We start from the raw sequence: 21,356 nt of genomic DNA, 5'->3' as shown, positions 1-21,356 counted from the left end.
TCCGCCTGCTGCAAGGCAGCGTAGCTGGCGGAAGCCGCCGACTGCGCCATCAGCTCCTCGCTTTGGCGCTCCAGCTCTTGCAGACGGACGATAGCATCCTCCGTCAAGACCTCCTTGAGCCGATCGGCAAGCACCATCACGGCTCGGCGGTAGCTGGCCTTGACCTGCTCGGCCAGCTCCTTCGAATAATTCAGCACATATTCCCCGGACACGATTGCGTCTGTATTCACCGCGCGCGTAATCATCTCCTCGCTGACCGAAGGCAGCTCAGCGTCGAGCATAGCTTCCCAGTCGCCTCTCCACTCGGTATGCTGCTGCACTTTCTGCTGGAGCAGCGTACGCATATGCCAGTTAATCTGGGCATCGGTCTGTTCCTTCAGTCGAAGATGGAATGTCTCCAGACGCCGTTTACGCTCTTCCTCCGTCTTGCCGCCGGAGAAGAGAAAGCCGACCTTAAACCCGCTTTTGCGACTTTCCAGAAATGCCAGCGCCAGATCCCGAATATCAGCCGGCATCAGGTTCGCATTTCCCAGCAGCGAGTCGGCTTCCAGACGAAGCTCACTCCGCGCGGAATCAGGTAATCGTTCTGCAGCAGCTTTCTCATCCTCCAGCTCCTGTAAGCGAGCGTTCAGAGCAGCAGCCGCTTCCTCGCCGCCCATCTCCTCCAGGAGGCGTTCCTTCTCCTCCTGGTGACTTCGGATGAATGCTTCTACGTGCTGATCCGCGGCGTGTTGCACAGACCGGGAGATACTATAGTTAAGAAGCGGTGCCGAGTGCTCAAGCAGTTCGCCAATTAAGGATTTCAACGATTCCCATTGGTTATATGGATGATCCTTCACCTTCAGTGAAGTACACAGAATGCTTTTATATGATATTTTCCACTGAGTGAAGGCTTTCTTCACATCGTCCAGATACGCCGACAGCGACAATTCATCATCCCGATGCTTATCGATCTGATTGACGATCAGGTACAGCGGCTTCCCCCAATCGGACAAGCTTTTGGCAAACATGAGATTGCTTTCGGACTGGACATGGTTATAATCCATCACATAGAACACGACATCCGCCATATGCAGAGCGGAGTGGGTAGCTAGTCGATGCCCATCATCCGTGGAATCTACACCCGGGGTATCCATGAGCACGCCGTGCTCGCCCAGCAAAGGTACGTCGTCCCACACTTCAATCGAAGAATATGCTCGGCCTTCCTTGCAATATTGCGCCAATTCCTCGATCGTTACCGTCAGCGGCAGCCCCTGTGCCTCCGTACGATGGATTAGCGCCCGCGACTCGCCGCTACGAATCGAAACCACGTTGGCGCTCGTGGGTACTGGACCGGCAGGCAACACCGGTTTCCCGCACAGTGCATTGATCATACTGGATTTGCCTGCGGAGAAATGACCGCAGAAAGCCAGCGTCAGTTCTCCGCCCGTCCCTTTATGCAGCAAATCTTCGACCAAAGCGGCGGAAGAGGCGTCTTGCCACGCCAAAAAACGATCTTGGGTCTTAGTCAATTCATTCTCGCTATAACCTATCTCCTGCTCAGCCATCAACTTCAATGTCTTTTCTCGCTCCTGTCCATGGATCTCTTATCTATCTGAATGATTCCTTCACATCATTTTATTTTATCACCGCTGGCGTCGTAAAGGAATCACCCTTATAGCGAATGAAGCTGATTAGAACGCAAAAGACAGGTCAGGGAAGATTCCTTCCCTGCCTGTCCAATGGTTATCGCATCCATACGTTAGTCATTAAGATACAACGGTACTGCTCTCTTCTGCCGGAATCAAAATTTCAAATACGTTACCATGCTGAAGAATAGTCAAATTGCGTGATTTGTCACGCATAACAACGACTTCAGGCTTTTGTGACATACGCTCCAGGTAGTGCTCCGGTGCTTCTCCGGAGTGGCTGTAGGTTACGCCTTCCACTTCCTGCTCATCATTCTCGTTCAGTTGGCTCTGGCTCTCCACCACATGCTCAAAAATATCGGAGAACAGTTCAAAATTGTCTGTGTAAACCGAGATGCATTTCATGTGTAATCCCATCCTCTTTTTTTCTTGTCTATTTCTTGCTCATTGGTTGTTCCTTATTCTTCCTGACTACGGAAGTTTTCATACGTTTTTTGCCTTCTCGGCAAACATCCAACAGTGGGCATACCGGACACTGCGGATTCTGGGCTTTGCAATGATATCGTCCGAAAAAAATGATTCGGTGATGCGTCATCGTCCATTCATCCATCGGCACGCGCTTCATCAGTTTCCGTTCCACTTCCAGCACGGAATCCTTCCAGCCTGCCAGTCCAAGACGTTTGGATACCCGCTCCACATGCGTGTCCACGGCAATTGCAGGCACACCGAAGGCATTGGATACAACGACGTTGGCTGTCTTCCTGCCCACGCCGGGAAGTTTGACCAATTCGTCGTGGGATTCCGGTACATCACCGTTATACTGCTCGATCAGTATCGCGCAGAGATTATGAATATGCTTCGCCTTGTTCCTGTATAGACCAATTCGCCGAATATCCTGTTCTAATTCCTCAATCGGAACGGATACGTAATCAAGCGGCGTTTTGTATTTCTGAAACAGATCCTTGGTCACTTTATTCACCGTTTCATCCGTACATTGCGCTGAGAGCAGCACGGCAATGGTTAACTCGAACGCATTGCTGTGATTCAGTTCACAATGTGCATCCGGAAACATGGACTCCATCGTATCCAGAATATGCCGAACCGTAGCTGCATTCATAAGAAATCCCTCCCGCAAAAAAAAATCTTGATGCGGAAATCCCCGCATCAAGACGGTGTTTCTCGAGCAATCCCACGTAGATAATCTACTGTTTTACGATCTCAGTAACGACACCGTTGTTTAAGTACAGTACAATATTATCATTTTCCTTCAGGGATTGCACGGACAAAGTCGTGTCACCTTGATGAACAAATACTTTGTCAGATAACGTGAATCGGAATGAATCTGTAATCGATTTGCGCTTGACCTGCAGCTCCGTTCCATTCACTAACCAAAAAGAACGCTCCTGCTTCTCCATGACATTCACGATCGTGACGCCTTGTGTATCCTTGCGGATCTCTACGCGGTCGCCCACGCTTAGAATGCTCAGGTTCGTCACAGTTGATCCGTTGCGTACGACCTTCACGCCAGCACTCACACCAAACGACTGTGTATTACGTGAGAAATCCTTCACGGTTAATACGTTACCTGTAGCATCCACGCTCGTAATTTCGCCAAGAGTGAGCTTGACTTCGGCAACGGCTACAGCTGTTGTACCTTGCAGCGTGATGTTGACAAGTGCTCCCTGACGCAGATCAGACAAGAGAATCGCTTGCCCATTCTCCCCGGTCAAAGTAGCTTTGTCCGTATAGAGATCACTTGTTACACCGTTGGCTTTCACGCGGATCCGATTCTTCGACGGCTCCGTGAGGACGACTTCGAACTGTCCCGCAGTTTTCAGCTTCAAGGATTGCAAATAATCCTGATTGGAGGACAATTGCGCCACCACTTCATCGCCTATGCGAACATCTGACAAGGCTGCCGAGGACTTGCCGAAGATCTCCACACTCATATTCGTGTTGTACGGAATTTCCTCCACCTTGCCGCCTGCAGTCAGTATGGATACTACTCGCTTGGACGTGTTGATGCTCTGGATCTTGCCTTCCACTTTGTAGACCACTTCCAATGAAAGTGCACGAGTTCCGATTAGCGTAACGCTAACCTTCCGACCAGCCCCCAGCAGCGGCACCACTTTGTCCAATGTCGTTCCGTTGCTCGATTCCAGTTTCGTCTTGTCATCGAGTATGATGACGCGCGGCTGATTGTTAATATCTCTAACGGTCAGCCAGCCTGTCTTGGAGTCATAATTCACGATCGTCACGGCATCCAGCGATTCCATCTGACGGCCCGTTACTTCGATCTTCGTTACTTGTTCATCCCCATTGATAGTCAGGGTAACCTGATCTCCCGATACGGAATCCGCCAGCAGGTCCGATAGCACCGGCTTCGCAACACCACTAAGTATAATCTCCGGTTGAGCCGCCAGGAACTTCGTCTCAAGCTGGGTGCTGCCGCTGCGCTTATACGTAATCGTCTTCCCGTTATCTTCAACCGAGTACAGCATGCCTTGCACTGTACGATCCACGCTCTGCGTTACTTCGATCGACTGCAGCACACTGTTCTTTACCGTGAAGTTTACGTTATACCCGTTCTTAAGTTCGGACGGCAAGAGAATTTGATTCTGGTAACGAATAACCGTGGCCTCGTCCCAAGTAAACGTATCCTCGTATCCCGTGCTGTCCTTCAAGGTAAGCGATTTTGTTGCCGCATCGATATGAGTAACCACCCCCGCAGCTGACTTGTTCACCAAGCCACTCTTCACGCGAATGGAGACAATCTTTCTCTGTGGGCTGTACGTCTCACGCTCAATCGTTAACAAGCTGCCCGCAGCCAGCGTCTTCGGATCGATCTTGTTGCCGTTCTGATCCAGGAATACGGTCGTTGCATCGTAACTCAATTCCTCGAACGTATTGCCTGTATCAAACCAGATGACATTGTTTGGAGACAATCGTGCATATGTACGTTCGAAACGCTCGACTTGCGGCGTTGCATCCGTAATCTCCACATACGCTGCGGTTCCATTGTTAACGACTACGACCGCTTGTGTGTAAGGATTAACATCTGTGAACGCCAATCTCTTCTCGGAATCGGAAGTGAAATAAACCGTCGAAGCGTCAATTTTGAACGAATTGAGCTTGCCCTCTGTATAGAGTTCCAGCTTGCCACTATCCAGGGAAGCAATGGAACCTTTGTACTGATTGGCATAGTTCGTATCGATATAAGCTTGAGCTCGACTGAAGAAAGTCGCCAGCTGAGCACGCGTGACCGCTCCCTTAGGGTCAAACTTGTTACCGTTCACGCCTTTAGCCAATCCAAGCTCTACCGCCACATTCACATACCCCAAGTGGTCGGGGGATATATTCGCGTTATCTGCAAAGCTTGTCGATTGACCTTGTGCAGCATTCGCCTCGGAAGTACGTCCGATCGAACGAACCAACACTTCGGTAATCCACTCACGAGATGCTTTCTGTGCACCCCACATCACTTTTTCATCGGAATAACCAGATTCCTTCTGTTTGTTGATCAGGTTTTGCTGAAATGCCAGCTCTACGTATTGCTTGAAAAATTCGTTCACTTTAATATTTGTCGGTAATGTCGCAGCACCGCTGCCTAATCGATCTTGCATACTTAAGAACCGGATCGCCATCGTCAGCGCTTCCTGCTGTGTCACAGGGTCGTTCGGACGAAACTTCCCGTTCGCTCCGGTTACAATCCCTTGAGCTGCCAATTGGTAAATGTACTTCTCTCCCCAGTAACCTGTGCTTACATCGCTGAATGCATTGACTGCTGACTGGGTGGCATTGACTGGTGCATTAACCGCTTCTTCGTCCGCTGAAACGAGGGAGGCCGAGCCTCCAAATGCTATAAGTCCAGCCATGACGGCGGAGACCACTTTTTTGGAATGAACATGTTTGCTGTGTCTAAGTACCATTTTCTTTCCCCTCTCATAACTACTGCTTCATCATTTACTATAATTCGACAGCAAAACGTGATCTCCTTCAACCATCATTACCTAGTCATCGGATTCTCCAATTCCACGTGGCCCATCAAGGATTCGACTTGTTCCCCATCAACGGTCAATTGAAGCGAAGTAACCTCTTCAAACTGAAAGAACGTGTTCTTGATCGCATCTACTGCAAACAACTCTCCGCCTGCACCCAGGTTAGCCTCGGCAGGAATTGTCAAATCCAGCGTAAGGTTCCCATCCTCAAGCTTCGAGCTGTTCAGCTCTACCTTTTCCCATAGCGGGATCTGATTGGGATCGTCACTCTGCTGCAATGCTTTGAATGCCGCATCGTACTTATCATCAGCGTCCTTATAGGTAATCGCGGCGCTTCCTTCAATTAACTCCATCATTTCCGGATCCGTGTAATAAACGGCAATATTTTCAGTCAACATATCCGTCTCCGGAGCTTCGTTTCCTGCACCATTCGAAGTCCCCCCATTACTCTCGCCAGGAGCCGGAGCGATCTGTCCAGGCGTTTCCGGAGCAGCACCCGGTTTCTGTCCGCAACCGGCACTCACCAGCATAATCGCTGACAATAAAGCAATCGACCATATTCTTTTATTCAAAAACAGCCACCTCCTGCAAATCGCAACTTCTATTATGTTATTTCACATTCAGATAATTTTTGATGCCTCTAACAATCGCCTGGGCTACCCGATCCTGTGTAGCTGGATCGAATAACTTGCTCTCGTCGGTTTTGTTGCTTAGGAAGCCGACCTCCAGGAGTGCGCCTACCATCTTCGTCTCGCGAATGACATGGAAGTTGCCATACTTCACGCCGCGATCCCTCAGTCCCATGGCATTCACAATTTCCTTATGGAGCGCGTTGGCAAGTGCTTTGCTAGCATCATCATAATAATACGTTTCCGTTCCGCTTGCAGAGGAAGGGCCGCTATTCGCATGAATGGATATGAATATATCCGCCTTTAGATCATTGGCAATTTTTGCCCGATCTTTAAGTTCCAAGAACGTATCATTGCTGCGGGTCAAGACGACTTCAATATTCGGTTCCTTGGCTAACAGCTTCTCAACCTTTAAGGCCATTGCCAGATTAAAGTCCTTCTCTCGCTTCTGCGTTACTCCGATCGCACCCGGATCGTGCGCGCCATGTCCAGCATCAATAACAACCAGCTTTTTGCCGCCTGTGCCCGGTTCCGGCGTAGGCGTAGAGCCTGTGTTCAGATCAACCAGCAGAATGCCCGAACCGTTCTCAAGTCCTGAAACCGTATAATTTTTGGCATGATTCAGATCAATTACGATCCGTACCGTCATCGGGTTGCTATTGAAGAGAGAATAACGGACGGAACTTACATCCGGATACCCTTGCACTGTCAACTGTCCGCTCTTGGTTGTTTCGTTGTAATTGTTATTACTGCCGAACGTTTGGGAGAACTCCGAATGAGGCAAATCGATCACGATTCGGTCTGGATTGCTTAATCTCGAAACATTCGGTTTTGCGTTACCGCTAACAGCTACCATAAGTCGGTTCTCGCTGAAGCTCAGACCGTCAATTGTCGACAGATTCACCTCTGATCCATCGCCAGGGTTGTTACCGGACGATGACGTAAGGTAAACCGCCTTCTGATTGTTGTCCCATCTTACTTGCAGCCCCATTTGTTCGCTGACGAAACGGATTGGAACTAGTGTCGTTCCACCGCGCAGCACCGGCGCTGTAACCATTTGTACCTGTTGCCCGTTAATGTCGGCATTACGGCTGCCAATGACCATCTTCACTTGCTGGGAGCCGCCATGGACCGTTACCGTTTGGGTTGCCTTGCTCCAGTTCACCTGGAATCCGAGATTCTCGGACACCACGCGAATAGGCACCATGACTGTACCGTTGTTGTTTTCCACCTTAACGCCTGATGACAGATTGACTTGTTGCCCATCCAAATAAATCTTTGCGCTGTACGAACTCGCATCCGCCGTTTTAGGAAACGCAATCATGATGACAACCAGAAACAATAAAAAACCGAACTTCTTCATCCTTCACCCCTACCATCCTATTATTCTGCCATAGATTGGCGTTTCTGCACTCGGCCTGTCCGACATTACCTGACAACCTATAGACGTGAAGAGGACATGAAAGTTGCGATTTTGTTACCTTTTCATCAAAAAAAATCCTACTTCGACAATCGAAATAGGATTTCTTCTATTAATGCGAAATGAATCAGGTATCTCGTAAGTTACTCGCCTCTAGTCATCGGATGCTCAAGCTCAACATGACCCATCAATGACTCGATTTGCTGACCTTCCACCAACAATTCCAGTGACTTCACCTCATCGAATTGGAAGAAAGTCTTCTGCAATGCTTCAATGGCGAACATCTCTCCCCCAGCTCCGAGGTTAGCCTCGGCCGGTTTCGTTATATCCAAGGTCAGTGCGCCTTGATCAAACGAAATTGAGTTCAAGGTGATCTCGTCTGACCAGAGCGGATTCAAGTCTGCTTCACTGCTCATTTGCAGCCCAGCAAAAGCTTGCTTGAACTTATCCTCTTCGTCTGTATACTTAATCGATGTATTCGACTCTTTCAGTTCCATAATTTCAGGATCTGTATAGTAGACTTTAATGGTGGCTTCTTGAGCCTGTTCCACTTCTGTATCACCGGAAGCAGAGGTCGTTTCCGTACCTGCCGCGTTCTGAGCCGCTTTCGCGGTGTCTCCTGTATCCACTACATCCTCATCGTCATTGATCGCCGGATCAGCAATTGGCTCATCGGATGGCTCCGCAACCTCGTCTGACTGTCCTGCAGGACTTTCGATCCCTTGATCGGCCGGGGCAGCAGTAGCTTCTGACCGCAACCGGCACTAAACGCCAGCAGTACAGCTAGTAATCCTGTCATCCAATATTTCTTGTTCATCGTGTATGTCCCCCTCTAAGTTTCATGCCATCTTGTACACATTACGGTACTTTAAGATATTCTTTAATACCCGCTACAATACCTTGTGCAACACGATTCTGAAATTCGTCCTTAAACAACTGGGCTTCATCACCCTTATTGCTAAGGAAGCCAATCTCGAGCAGGACCGCTGGCATCTTCGTCTCTCTTGTTACGTGGAGGCTGCTGTATTTAACCCCACGATCCGCAAGTCCCGTTGCCTTAGCCAGATGTTTATGAATTACGTTCGCCAATGGTTTACTTGCATCACGAGTATAATAGGTTTCTGTTCCATTCGGACTAGAGGAAGTACTACTGTTCCCATGAATCGATACGAAAATATCGGCATTGATCGAGTTGGCGACTTTGACACGGTCGCTCAGTCCGAGTGTAGCATCATCATTGCGGGTCATCACAACATTAATATTGCTTTCTTTCCTAAGCAGCGCCTCCACCTTCAAAGCAATGCTCAGATTAAGCACCTTCTCCTGCTTGCCTGATGGGCTGACTGCTCCTGGTTGACTTCCACCGTGACCTGCATCGATGACAACGGTTTTCTTGCCACCCCCAGAGACCGGCGGAACGAGCGGTGGTGTGGTTACATCCTCACCGGTTGCATTCAGATCGATCGTAGTTAACCCATTCTCATTCGTAACTTGGTAATGTTTGGATGCTGTCAGATCTAACACGATACGAATCGTCGAAGGATTCTCACTAAATAGAGCATAACGAATTCTCGTGACGTCCGGATAATCCGCTACGGCAATCTCTCCGCTGCTCTGCACATTCAACGCATGTCCCATAAGGAACTGTTCTGAGAACACCGTGTTCGGCAAATCAATTACGATGCGTTCAGGTCCCGCAACGCTGAAAATATTCGGGACCACATTTCCTTCAGTAGCAATCATCAGTTGATTGGAGTTAAAACTGATCCCGGTCAGCGAGGATTGGCCTGCGACAGGCGGTGTCGTCGGCACATTGTCCGGATTTTCCCCATGCTCCGGGTCGATTTCGACGTCAGGAGCAGGTGGGATCGATGAGGTCAGAAATACGGCCTTCTTCTGATTGTCCCATTTGACATCAAGCCCCATCTGCTCACTCACAAAGCGAAGAGGTACAAGCGTCGTATTGGACTTCAGCACAGGTGCCAGATTCAGTTCCACGGCCTCACCGTTTAGCTCAGCTTGCAGACTGTTAACGACCATGCGCACCAATTTCTCACTATTCTTGACCGTAACCGACAAGTTGGCCTTGTCCCATTTTACGTCAAAGCCGAGATTTTCAGAGACGACACGAATCGGAATCATCACGTTGCCCTTGATATTGGCAACCTGAACATCCGACGCCAAGCTCAATTGCTCTCCGTCCAGATAAATGGCAGCGCCGGAAGAATCAGCCTCGCCCACTTTCGGAAACACCAGCAAGAATACCATCAACATCATTACCAAACCTAACTTCTTCATGAATCCACCTCGATCATCCCATGATTGAATTTGTCGTGCAAATCTAGTAAATATGGACGTACTCAAAATATGTAAATCAGTATTCCGGCATTTGAAGGCCGGGACAAATACTGACATTAAACGGGCAACCACGGCAATGATTTCATATATATTCCATAATACCAAAAAAAACTTCCATTTCCTACACAGGAAATGGAAGTTTAATAAAGTTGTAATCTTTTAAAATTTAGAACCGCTAGATTAAGCGAACAGACGATCTGCATGCTTCTGCTCGTAAGCATCTATAGCACTCTCATGCTGCAGTGTCAAACCGATATCATCAAGGCCTTGCAACAGGAATTGACGGCGATGTTCATCAAGGTCGAAATCAATGCGCAGTCCTTGTTCGTCCGTGATGGTCTTGTTCTCAAGATCAACATTCAATTGATAGCCTTCATTGGACTCCGTACGCTGAAACAACTCATCCACCTGCTCTTCGGACAGTTTAATCGGCAGGATTCCGTTCTTGAAACAGTTGTTGTAGAAAATATCCGCGAACGAAGGAGCAATGACCACACGGAAACCATAGTCAAGAATTGCCCACGGTGCATGCTCACGCGAAGAGCCGCAGCCGAAATTCGCACGCGATATCAGAATGGAAGAGCCTTGATATCGCGGCTGATTCAGCGAGAAACTATCGATATTGCCGCCTTCCTCGTCGAATCTCCATTCATAGAATAAGAACTGGCCGAAGCCGGTACGCTCAATCCGTTTCAAGAATTGCTTCGGTATAATCGCATCGGTATCTACGTTGACGCGGTCGACCGGCGCCACAAGTCCGTTTAATTTCGTAAATGCTTGCATATTAGTTCTCCTCCGTCCTTCTTAGCTCACTACTTCTTCTGCAACAAAATTCCAATCACGAACATCTACAAAATGGCCTTTGACGGCTGCTGCTGCAGCCATTGCAGGAGACACCAGATGCGTTCTTCCGCCACGTCCTTGACGTCCTTCGAAGTTACGGTTGGACGTAGAAGCACAGCGCTGTCCCGGCTTCAGCACATCCGGATTCATCGCAAGACACATGCTGCATCCCGCTTCACGCCATTCAAATCCGGCTTCCGTGAAGATCTTATCCAGACCTTCCTTCTCCGCCTGAATCTTCACGCGTCCCGAACCTGGTACAACGATGGCCGTGACTCGATCTGATACTTTATGGCCTTTGGCAACCGAAGCCGCTGCACGCAGATCCTCGATGCGTCCGTTCGTACAGGAACCGATGAACACATAATCGATCGGAATTTCGGAGATCGGTGTACCTGGTACAAGCGCCATATACTCCAGCGCTTTCTCAGCTGCTTTGCGTTCGTTCTCCGTTTTGAAGTTTGCCGGATTCGGTACGCTAGCGGAAATATCCGTACCCATTCCTGGACTCGTACCCCAAGTTACTTGAGGAATCAAGGTTTCAACATCGAACTCAAGTACGATATCAAATTCAGCGCCTTCATCCGTCACGAGCTCTTTCCAAGCAGCAACAGCAGCATCATATCCTTCACTTTGCGGTACGTACTGACGCCCACGCAAATATTCGAACGTTGTTTCATCCGGTGCGATCATCCCGGCTCTTGCTCCACCTTCAATCGACATATTACATACCGTCATCCGCTCTTCCATGGAGAGGTTACGGATCGCTTCACCGGTATACTCAATGACATAGCCCGTCGCGAAATCCGTACCGTATTTAGCGATAACACCCAGAATCATATCCTTGGCCGTTACGCCAGGATTCCGGTCGCCGAAAAAGCGAACCTCCATCGTCTTCGCTTTCGCTTGCTGCAAGCATTGGGTAGCCATAACATGCTCAACCTCACTGGTACCAATTCCGAATGCCAGGGCACCAAATGCGCCGTGTGTCGAAGTATGCTGTCGCCGCACACAATCGTCTTACCTGGGTGAGTCAATCCAAGCTCAGGACCCATAACGTGTACAACACCTTGATCAATCGTATCCAGATCATACAAAGTAACACCAAAATCCTGACAGTTCTTGGTCAGGGTGTCGATTTGCTGCTTCGAGATCGGATCTGTGATGTTAAAACGATCCTTTGTCGGTACATTATGGTCCATGGTAGCAAAAGTAAGCTCAGGACGACGGACCTTGCGGCCACTCAGACGCAAACCTTCGAACGCCTGTGGAGACGTTACTTCGTGAACCAGATGCAGGTCAATATACAAAATTCCTGGCTTGCCTTCTTCCTGATGAATCACGTGGTTATCCCAAATTTTTTCGAACATCGTTTTTTTACTCATCATTATCACCCCATTGTTCATTACGTCCATTATTACGTTAACTGTAATATAACATTTGAATCTTCATTGTTCCAAGATATAATATCTATAGATGTAATAGGATTCAACTATAACGGAGTGATCTGGAAATGGAACTAAGACAACTACAATATACCCTGCAAATTGCAACTGACAAGAACTTCTCCCGTGCTGCCGAGAAGCTTCATATCGCCCAGCCTTCCCTGAGTCAACAGCTGTCCAAGCTGGAGAAGGAACTTGGCGTGCTGTTGTTTCAACGTAACACCAGTTCGGTAGAGCTTACCCATGCTGGATCCAGCTTCGTGGAGCACGCTCAGAAAATTATGGACGCTGTCGAGCAGTTGAAGCAGGAAATGTCTGACATATCCCAGCTTCGCAAGGGCAAAGTTGTTGTCGGCAGCATGCCGATAACAGGGTCACATCTGCTGCCAAGGGTCCTTCCAGCCTTTACGCACGGTTACCCCGACATCGAGATAACCCTGCTGGAAGACTCCTCCATGAACCTGGAGAAGCTTACCGCCAGCGGCAAGGCGGATCTAAGCCTGCTCGCGCTTCCTCTCACCGAACCTTCTCTGTCCTGGATTCCAATCGGAGAAGAAATAATTGATCTCGCGGTTCCGCCACATCATCCTTTGGCAAAGCGAGCAGAAGCTGACCCCATTCAGCCGATAACGATCGAAGAGATCAAGAATGAAGCTTTTGTTGTCCTCAAAAAAGGCCAGGGCTTTCGCAAGCTGACGTTCGACATTTGCCGTGAGGCTGGTTTTGAACCCAATGTCGTATTTGAGAGCAACAATATTGAGACGTTGCAATCGCTGGTAGCCACAGGGATGGGCGTTACACTCGTACCCCGATTCATTGCTAGAGCCAGACGAAGCGAGTTTATTCCCGTCTATCTACCTTTTGCTGAACCGGTACCGAGCCGAACGCTGGTCGTTGCTTATCGTAATGGCCGGTATCTCTCGAAGGCCGCCGATGCTTTCATCGACACTTTCAAACAAGTGATGGACAAACTGGTCGTTGAGAGCATAGGGGATCATTGAATAAAAAGAGGTCATGCCTGGCTGATCGCCGCGGCATAACCTCTTTTTGCTTGTACCAAGCTTTACTTGCGCAGATTATGTGAATCAATCATCCGGTTCTGATCATCCGACATATGCGATTGATCCTTGATCGACTCGTTTTTGCTGTTGTTGCCGCCGGATACGTTCTCGACAAAGCTTCGGAACTGATCCTTCTGCTCTAACTCCTGCTCATTGTTTTGGCTATTCTGGTTATGGTTCTTATCTGACATATTGTATAGCCTCCTCTCTGACGGATTACCCATAGTATACCCGTCACTGAAAATATGAAACTTCATATTTTGAAGAACATACAACCGTCAGCGTCGCCTGCATTCTAAAAGTAAAGGTTCGGCCTGCGGTCTTCAAATACCGGAATCCGGCCTCTTACATCGACGGGCAAACTGCAATCCAGCGTACCGGTCAGGATCATCTCTTCCTCGCCACCTTCTGCCACGACGTCGCCCCAAGGATCGATGATCATGGAATGACCGAAGAAACTGGTCTCCCCGCTAGTACCGACCCGATTACAAGCTACAACGTACATTTGATTTTCAATCGCCCGAGATAGCAGCAGCGTTCTCCAATGGTGGAGCCGTGGATTTGGCCATTGCGCAGGCACGAATAATACCTGGGCACCGCCAAGGGCCAGGGTGCGTGACAATTCCGGAAAACGGATGTCATAGCATATCGATGCTCCCGCTGTCATATGATCCAGCTCGAAGGTGACGCACTCTTCCCCGGCATGAAGATGCTTCTCCTCATCCATCAAGCGGAAGAGATGCATTTTGGAATACTTGGCAATCTGCTCTCCCTTCCGATTGAACACATACATGCTGTTGTAGATGCGATCTCCGATTCTTTCCGCCACCGAGCCGCCGACGACCTGGATTTCGTGTTTACTGGCAAAATCGCTAAGCAACCGGGATGTTTCTCTGCCATCAGGATCGGCAAGCTTCTGAATTTGATCCAAAGCATAGCTGTATTCCACATCTCCGGGAGTATGATCACATCGGGCTTATGTTCCGCCGACGCTGCTTTCTCCATCAATTCCATCATTCTCTTCATATTAGCCTCTACATCGCCTATTTCAATATAAGCCTGGATGAGTGCGATTTGCTGCTGGTTCGCTCTGTCTGTCATTAGCATGACCTCCCGTTAATGTTTCTCCTTGTCGATATCATAGCCTCCAGAGGCCTGACGCCGCAACTCTCATGCTCTATTACCCTCTATACACCCCTGATAAATCGTGTTAAATTAATCCTAATTGTGATGAAGTCCTACTTCAACATGCCATTTAGATAACCGGAGTGATGAATTTATAATGAGCCGCACATTTGACCATTTCCACATAGAACCGTCTGACTTAATGCCCCAGCTGCCAACGCAATTTTTTGCGACCTTGGTATCCAAGGTCAACCGACAGATAGGCTCTGGGCATGATGTTATCAATCTTGGACAAGGCAATCCAGATCAACCGACACCGCCTCATATCGTGGCAAGTTTGAAAGAAGCAGCCGACAACCCGTTATATCACAAGTATTCACCGTTTACAGGCTTCCATTTTCTGAAGGAAGCCGTGGCACAGCGTTATAAAGAAGATTACGACGTGGATCTCGATCCAGAAACCGAGGTAGCCATTCTGTTCGGAGGCAAGACAGGGCTGGTTCAATTGCCGCAAATTCTGCTGAACCCCGGGGATGTCTGTCTTGTACCCGATCCGGGATATCCGGATTATTGGTCAGGCGTTGCACTGGCCCGTGCAGAAATGAAGTTCATGCCGCTGCTTGAAACGAATCGTTTCTTGCCGGATTACGATGCGATATCACAAGCCGATCGGGATAAAGCCAAGCTGATGTTTCTGAATTACCCGAACAACCCTACCTCTGCGGTAGCGCCGATATCCTTTTATAAGGACACGGTCAACTTTGCAGCCGAGAATGGCATTGTCGTTGCGAGTGATTTCGCCTACGGCGCCATCGGCTTTGACGGAGCTCGCCCTGTAAGCTTCTTGCAGGCAGAGGGAGCCAAAGAGATCGGCATTGAATTCTATACCCTGTCCAAAACCTACAACATGGCCGGATGGCGAGTTGGCTTTGCTCTGGGCAACTCCAACATCATTTCCTTGATCAATATGCTGCAAGATCATATTTACGTAAGCCTCTTCGGTGGAATTCAGGCAGCGGCTGCAACTGCACTAACTTCCTCGCAGGACTGTGTCCACGATCTGGTCGCCAAATATCAGTCAAGACGAGACGCCTTCTTCGGTTCGCTCGCTGAAATCGGTTGGGACGCCCAAAAACCCGCGGGTTCGTTCTTCAGCTGGCTGCCGGTTCCGCAAGGATTTACCTCCGTTTCCTTTGCCGATTTACTGCTAGAGGAAGCGAAGGTCGCCGTCGCGCCCGGTATCGGCTTTGGTCATCACGGCGAGGGCTATGTCCGTATCGGCCTGCTTAGCGACGAGGAACGAATGCGTGAAGCCGCCTATCGCATCGGCAAGCTGAACCTGTTTAAATGACCTTTTTCCTTTTGTAAAAAAGGCAGTGATATGATATTCTTGCTGTAGAAAATTGAATTGTGTATCGTTATTACTCCAAACGTTGAGACGGGACCAGTACGAAAGATTACGGCGCGAAGTATCAGAGAGCGAATTCCATGGGCTGAGAGAATTCGCCGCAATGCCTCTTTCCGAACCCTACCCCCGAGCGGCCTGCATCGCAGGACAGTGCCTTCTGTTACAGGGCTAAAGCCGGATGAGTCTACACTCATCAACAAAGGTGGTACCGCGGAAGCTAACTTTCGTCCTTTTATTATTAAGGACGGGAGTTTTTTTATTATTTTGTACATAAAGGAAGTGATGACCATGAGTTCTCGTATCGTCGTCAAAATCGGCAGCAGTTCCCTCACGACAGATGAAGGCGGATTAAGTATGGAGTCGATCCTGTTTTTTGCCGGGGAACTGGCACTTCTTCGCGCGCAGGGCCACGAGGTGCTGTTGGTGACTTCCGGTGCGGTAGCTGCGGGGTTTCGAGAGATTGGCTACGCCAGCAGACCGAAGCTGCTGCATGAGAAGCAAGCGGCAGCCGCACTAGGCCAGGCGCTGCTAATGAGAGCTTACCAGAACGCCCTGGCTGCCCATCGGCTGACTGCTGCGCAAATATTGCTGACCAGATCTGATTTCGCCAACCGCAAACGAATGAATAACGCCAATATGACGATTCAGGAACTGTTGAAGCTTGGTGTCATTCCGATCATTAACGAGAATGATACCGTCTCCGTCGATGAGTTGAAATTCGGGGATAACGATACCCTGTCCGCGCTCGTCGCGAATATGGTGCGAGCCCAGCAATTGATCATACTAACGGACATGGATGGCCTTTATACCGCAGATCCGCGTAAATCGCCGGACGCCGTCAAATACGAAGAGATTCTCGAGATTACCGACGAGATCTACAGAATGGCAGGCGGTGCCGGTTCTGATGTCGGCACTGGCGGCATGCGCTCCAAAATCGATGCAGCCAAAATCGCCACACGCGGCGGAGTTCCCGTCTTTATCGGAAGAGTCAACGAACCAGGAGACATGATGAAGGTATTACAACAGGCCGGGAGCGGAACATACTTCGCCACGCAGCTCTCCTCCCTCCCGATGAAAAAACAATGGCTTGGCTTCATGTCGTCTCCCCTCGGGCGGATCGTGGTCGATCCAGGCGCAGAAGAAGCGCTGCTGCACGGCGGGCACAGCCTGCTCCCCGTCGGCATCAAACGAATCGAAGGGAGCTTTCACGCGGGGGATGTCGTAGAGGTTATGAATAGCCATAACGAACGACTCGGAAGAGGGATTGTGAATTATGACGAGGACCAGTTGCAATCCGTAATCGGACTCCCGAGCAGCCAGGTTATCGGCATGATCGGTGAAGTCAACCGCTTGGAAGTCATTCACCGCGACGAATGGATTACTTTAAAATAAGGAGGAACGATCATGAGTGAAGTTCAAATCAAAGCACAACTAGCTAAAAATGCAGCTTCCCATCTCGCCAACCGGAGTACCGAGGAGAAGAATCAAGCACTCTTCAAGATGGCGGACGCACTCATCCGCCGCACATCCGACATCATAGAGGCCAACGCACAAGATCTTCAACGAGGGAGGGAGAACGGAACTTCGGATTCCTTGCTGGACCGACTCGCGTTAAATGCAACCCGCATAGCGGACATAGCGGAAGGATTGCGTCAAATCGCAACACTTCCTGATCCGATTGGCGATACCCTCGAGTCGTTGGAGCGGCCGAACGGATTACAAATCGTCAAGAAACGTGTGCCACTTGGTGTAATCGGCATTATCTATGAAGCGCGTCCGAATGTGACCGTTGATGCAGCCGGACTATGCCTGAAGACAGGTAATGCCGTCGTCTTAAGGGGAGGTTCCTCCGCCCTCTCCTCCAACCGTAAGATTATCGAGGTCCTGCATGAGGCTATGGAAGAGACGACCTTGCCTAAAGAAGCACTGCAACTGATCGAGGACCCTAACCGTTCTTCTGTGGACGAAATGCTGAAGCTAAACGGCTTGCTTGACGTGATTATTCCCCGCGGAGGAAGTTCGCTCATTCAGAACGTGGTCATGAACGCGACGGTTCCTGTTATCGAAACGGGTGCAGGCATCTGCCACACGTATTTGGATGAATCAGCCTCTCCAGCCATGGCAACTGCCATCGCCTTGAATGCCAAAGTCCAAAGGCCATCCGTCTGCAATTCGATGGAAACCTTAATCATTCACCAACACTATGCCGAGCAGCATTTGGCCGACTTGGCTGGCGTCTTTAGAGAGCGGAACGTGGAACTGCGCGGGTGCAGCCGCACCCTTCAGTATGTACCCTGGGTTACCCCAAGTTCGACCGAGGACTATGCCACCGAGTATAATGACTATATTCTAAACGTCATCATCGTCGATGATCTGGACCAGGCCTTAGCACATATTGCCAAGTATGGTACGCAGCATTCGGAGTGTATCGTTACGGAGAATCAAGGCAATGCCAAGCGTTTTCTCCAAGAGGTCGACGCCGCAGCGGTTTATCATAACGCATCTACCCGTTTTACCGACGGCTTTGAATTCGGCTTTGGCGCCGAGATCGGCATTAGTACACAAAAGCTGCATGCACGTGGCCCTATGGGGCTGCCAGCGCTTACTTCATCCAAATATGTTATTATCGGTAGTGGTCAAATACGCGAATAAACCTAATCCATCCTTGAAGGAGGAAACAACGATGTGTCATTCCCCTCAGAACAGACCTCTAATTGACAAAGAGATCACCTTCTATGGTGCAGGCTCTATGGCAGAGGCCATCGTACGGGGCTTAATTAGCCGTTCTGTCGTGCTCCCGGAGCATATTACGATGTTAAACCGCAGCAATACCGATCGTCTCGTGGAATTAAGCGAACGATACGGTGTGCGTATCAGCAATAATGAACCGGCCAAAATCGAGATTCTCAAATCCTCGCCTGTGATCGTACTGGCGATGAAACCGAAGGATGCAGCCAAGGCGCTGAAAGAATTGGGGCCCTTGTTATCGGCGGATCAACTGATTATCTCGGTGATCGCGGGATTGTCCATTTATACGACGCACACCTTACTCGGTAATGAGCAACCGCTGGCCCGTACGATGCCCAATACGTCGGCGTCCATCGGACTCGGTTCAACCGGCATCTCCTTCTCCAAAGGAATCAGCGATGAACATCGTCAACTCGTGCTTACCTTATTCGAAGCCGTTGGCAATGTGACCGTTATCGAAGAAGAGAAAATGGATATACTGACCGGCATTTCCGGCAGCGGTCCTGCTTATTTCTACTACATGATGGAAGCAATGACCGCAGCCGGTATCCGCGGTGGACTCACGCCGGAACAAAGCCATGATCTGACACTTCAGACGATACTTGGTGCTGCTCGTATGGTCCAGCAGACAGGTGAGTCGCCGGCAACCTTACGGGCCAAGATCACCTCGCCGAACGGCTCAACCCAAGCGGCACTGGAAACGCTGGATCAAGGGGATTTCTTTGAGACGGTCATCGCGGCCGTTAACCGATGCGCAGAACGCTCAAAGGAAATGGGCGCGATGCTAAAGGAGCAGATCTCATGAATCGTTGTATTGCAACTTATCGAATCTATGATGACCAAGTCGATTTCCACAAAAAAGCAACTTCGATCGCAGTGGGTATGACCGTTGGCAGCTGGACCGAGCTTCCGCAGACCAAGCGGGAATCCATGCAAAAGCATCTGGGCGAGGTCGTGGATATTCAGGTCAATGAAGGCTGGGAGCCGGGCAGCCGTTACGCGGACGTTCGCATCGCTTATCCTGATGTTAATTTCAGCCGTGACATTCCCGCGCTGCTTGTTACGGTATTCGGTAAAATCTCGATGGACGGCCGGATCAAGTTGACCGACCTTGAATTATCCAAAGACTTTCTTACATCCTTTCCCGGTCCGAAGTTTGGGATTGACGGCGTCAGAACGCTTCTCGGTGTCCACGATCGCCCACTATTAATGAGCATCTTCAAATCCGTTATTGGATTGAATGCAGACGAACTTCGCGCTCAATTCATTCGCCAGGCCCTTGGCGGCGTGGATCTGATCAAGGATGACGAGATTCTGTTCGAGAATGACTTAACTCCGATTGAGAAGCGCGTAAGTCTTTGCATGCAAGCAGCCGCAGAAGTGGAACAGAAGACCGGCAAGAAGCTGTTGTATGCCACTAATCTGACCGGCCGAACCTCGCAGCTGCGGGAGCAGGCTTTACGGGCGATTGATGCCGGTGCGAACGCTTTGCTCTTCAATGTCTTGTCCTACGGATATGATGTTTTGCAGGAGCTAAGCTCCGACCCGGAGATTACCGTGCCGATAGCAGCTCATCCTGCCCTGGCCGGTGCGATTTATCCATCACCGCACTATGGCATATCCGCCCCCGTCCTCTTGGGACAACTGATGCGTTTAGCCGGCGCGGATCTCGTGCTATTCCCGTCGCCTTATGGCTCGGTCACGATGCCAAGAGAAGAAAATCTGGCAATCCGCGACGAGCTGCACAGCGCTAAATTAGGCGTTGCGCGCAGTATGCCGGTTCCGTCGGCCGGGATTCATCCAGGGCTCGTCCCGCGCATCATTCGGGACTTCGGCACCGATGTCGTAGTCAATGCCGGCGGCGGTATCCATGGACATCCGATGGGAACAGAGGCTGGCGGTAACGCATTCGTACAAGCCATCGAAGCAACCATGAAGTCCGTACCACTGGCAGACTATGCGCAGGAACATGAAGAACTGAGAACTGCACTGGACACTTGGGGAGGAGAAGTATGACATCAAGAGAGAAACAGCCGATCATCTTCTGCGATTTTGACGGAACTATTACGAACAACGACAACATCGTAGCCATTATGAAACACTTTAAACCAGATGGCTTTGAGAACATCATGCAAGATACACTGGATAGACAAATTTCCATCAGGGAAGGCGTCGGCCGCATGTTCGCCCTCTTTCCTTCCTCCAAGCGGGAGGAGATTACGAAGTTCGTGCTCCAAACCGCGGGCATTCGCGAAGGATTTGCTGCCTTTCTGGATTACTTGAGAACAGAGGGTATCGAGTTCTATGTCACCAGCGGTGGCATTGATTTCTTCGTGGAACCTATTCTTGCGCCGTTCGACATACCGGAGGATCACATCTTCTGCAACGGCAGCACATTTGATGGCGACGCCATTGAGATCACCTGGCCTCATCCTTGTCATGCCAAATGCCAGAACGATTGCGGCATGTGCAAAGTGACCGTTATGGACCGTTTTCCAAGCGATCAATACTATCGAATCCTGATCGGTGACAGTCTGACCGATTTTGAAGGTGCGAAGCAAGCAGACCTTGTTTACTCGCGTTCAAGCCTAACTAAACAGTGCGAGCAGCTCGGGGTATTCCACGTCCCATTCGAGACGTTTACGGATATACAAAGTGACATGCAGGACAAGCAGAAACAGGGGGTACTGTAA

At 49.8% G+C, this 21,356-nt stretch carries 16 protein-coding genes and 3 pseudogenes; 7 read left to right on the top strand and 12 right to left on the bottom strand.

Annotated features, from left to right (window positions below; genetic code table 11):
- The 10 genes and pseudogenes from JCM10914_RS03350 to leuC all read right to left on the bottom strand — a co-directional run.
- The coding region (locus tag JCM10914_RS03350) for a dynamin family protein (RefSeq protein ID WP_197286824.1) at positions 1-1,547 on the bottom strand (1,547 nt) is incomplete at its 3' end.
- Between the two features lie 201 nt (positions 1,548-1,748).
- On the bottom strand, positions 1,749-2,033 hold the full coding sequence (locus JCM10914_RS03345; protein WP_023957376.1) for a hypothetical protein: 285 nt from the start codon (positions 2,031-2,033) through the stop codon (positions 1,749-1,751).
- A 28-nt stretch (positions 2,034-2,061) separates the two neighbouring features.
- Positions 2,062-2,745 carry an endonuclease III gene (gene nth / locus JCM10914_RS03340; protein WP_023957375.1) on the bottom strand — a complete coding sequence of 228 codons (684 nt, stop codon included), beginning with the start codon at positions 2,743-2,745 and terminating at the stop codon, positions 2,062-2,064.
- Between the two features lie 85 nt (positions 2,746-2,830).
- The gene (locus tag JCM10914_RS03335; protein ID WP_023957374.1) at positions 2,831-5,557 is read right to left on the bottom strand and encodes an S-layer homology domain-containing protein; all 2,727 of its coding nucleotides are present in this window, start codon (positions 5,555-5,557) and stop codon (positions 2,831-2,833) included.
- Positions 5,558-5,634: 77 nt separating this feature from the next.
- On the bottom strand, positions 5,635-6,198 hold the full coding sequence (locus tag JCM10914_RS03330) for a GerMN domain-containing protein (protein WP_023957373.1): 564 nt from the start codon (positions 6,196-6,198) through the stop codon (positions 5,635-5,637).
- 37 nt (positions 6,199-6,235) lie between these two features.
- Entirely contained in the window at positions 6,236-7,618 is a 1,383-nt protein-coding gene (locus JCM10914_RS03325; RefSeq protein ID WP_023957372.1) for an N-acetylmuramoyl-L-alanine amidase family protein, read from the bottom strand.
- 200 nt (positions 7,619-7,818) lie between these two features.
- Positions 7,819-8,492: pseudogene (locus tag JCM10914_RS03320) on the bottom strand (GerMN domain-containing protein).
- A 41-nt stretch (positions 8,493-8,533) separates the two neighbouring features.
- Positions 8,534-9,973, bottom strand: coding sequence for an N-acetylmuramoyl-L-alanine amidase family protein (locus tag JCM10914_RS03315; protein ID WP_023957369.1), 1,440 nt, complete (start codon positions 9,971-9,973; stop codon positions 8,534-8,536).
- Between the two features lie 240 nt (positions 9,974-10,213).
- Entirely contained in the window at positions 10,214-10,816 is a 603-nt protein-coding gene (leuD, locus tag JCM10914_RS03310; RefSeq protein WP_023957368.1) for a 3-isopropylmalate dehydratase small subunit, read from the bottom strand.
- Positions 10,817-10,837: 21 nt separating this feature from the next.
- Positions 10,838-12,261 (bottom strand): annotated as a pseudogene (leuC, locus tag JCM10914_RS03305) (3-isopropylmalate dehydratase large subunit).
- A 128-nt stretch (positions 12,262-12,389) separates the two neighbouring features.
- Between leuC and JCM10914_RS03300 the strand changes: the two are divergent.
- Positions 12,390-13,322 (top strand): LysR family transcriptional regulator, encoded by a 933-nt coding sequence (locus tag JCM10914_RS03300; RefSeq protein WP_023957365.1) that lies wholly within the window; start codon positions 12,390-12,392, stop codon positions 13,320-13,322.
- A 62-nt stretch (positions 13,323-13,384) separates the two neighbouring features.
- Here JCM10914_RS03300 and JCM10914_RS03295 read toward each other — a convergent pair whose 3' ends face one another.
- Together JCM10914_RS03295 and JCM10914_RS03290 are read right to left on the bottom strand one after the other, a co-directional pair.
- Positions 13,385-13,573, bottom strand: a complete 189-nt coding sequence (locus tag JCM10914_RS03295) for a hypothetical protein (RefSeq protein WP_023957364.1) — start codon at positions 13,571-13,573, stop codon at positions 13,385-13,387.
- Positions 13,574-13,677: 104 nt separating this feature from the next.
- Positions 13,678-14,483 (bottom strand): annotated as a pseudogene (locus JCM10914_RS03290) (carbon-nitrogen family hydrolase).
- Between the two features lie 181 nt (positions 14,484-14,664).
- On the opposite strand from JCM10914_RS03290, the gene JCM10914_RS03285 reads away from it, so the two are divergent.
- The 6 genes from JCM10914_RS03285 to JCM10914_RS03260 all read left to right on the top strand — a co-directional run bounded on the left by JCM10914_RS03285 (position 14,665) and on the right by JCM10914_RS03260 (position 21,356).
- A complete protein-coding gene (locus JCM10914_RS03285) occupies positions 14,665-15,858 on the top strand; it encodes a pyridoxal phosphate-dependent aminotransferase (protein ID WP_036716829.1) in 1,194 nt (397 codons plus the stop codon).
- Positions 15,859-16,203: 345 nt separating this feature from the next.
- Positions 16,204-17,307: a glutamate 5-kinase gene (gene proB, locus JCM10914_RS03280; protein WP_036716828.1), complete on the top strand. Its 1,104-nt coding sequence runs from the start codon at positions 16,204-16,206 to the stop codon at positions 17,305-17,307.
- Positions 17,308-17,319: 12 nt separating this feature from the next.
- Entirely contained in the window at positions 17,320-18,567 is a 1,248-nt protein-coding gene (locus tag JCM10914_RS03275; RefSeq protein WP_023957359.1) for a glutamate-5-semialdehyde dehydrogenase, read from the top strand.
- Positions 18,568-18,598: 31 nt separating this feature from the next.
- Positions 18,599-19,468: a pyrroline-5-carboxylate reductase gene (gene proC / locus JCM10914_RS03270; RefSeq protein WP_023957357.1), complete on the top strand. Its 870-nt coding sequence runs from the start codon at positions 18,599-18,601 to the stop codon at positions 19,466-19,468.
- Positions 19,465-20,679 carry a 2,3-diketo-5-methylthiopentyl-1-phosphate enolase gene (locus JCM10914_RS03265; protein ID WP_023957355.1) on the top strand — a complete coding sequence of 405 codons (1,215 nt, stop codon included), beginning with the start codon at positions 19,465-19,467 and terminating at the stop codon, positions 20,677-20,679. The genes proC and JCM10914_RS03265 overlap by 4 nt, the downstream gene beginning before the upstream one ends.
- Entirely contained in the window at positions 20,676-21,356 is a 681-nt protein-coding gene (locus JCM10914_RS03260; protein WP_023957353.1) for a 2-hydroxy-3-keto-5-methylthiopentenyl-1-phosphate phosphatase, read from the top strand. The genes JCM10914_RS03265 and JCM10914_RS03260 overlap by 4 nt, the downstream gene beginning before the upstream one ends.

The sequence above is a fragment of the Paenibacillus sp. JCM 10914 genome (genome assembly GCF_001315105.1).
GTDB lineage: Bacteria > Bacillota > Bacilli > Paenibacillales > Paenibacillaceae > Paenibacillus_AQ.
The sequence above is the reverse complement of the archived record's forward strand: the minus strand, read 5'-3'. Positions and strand labels throughout refer to the sequence as shown.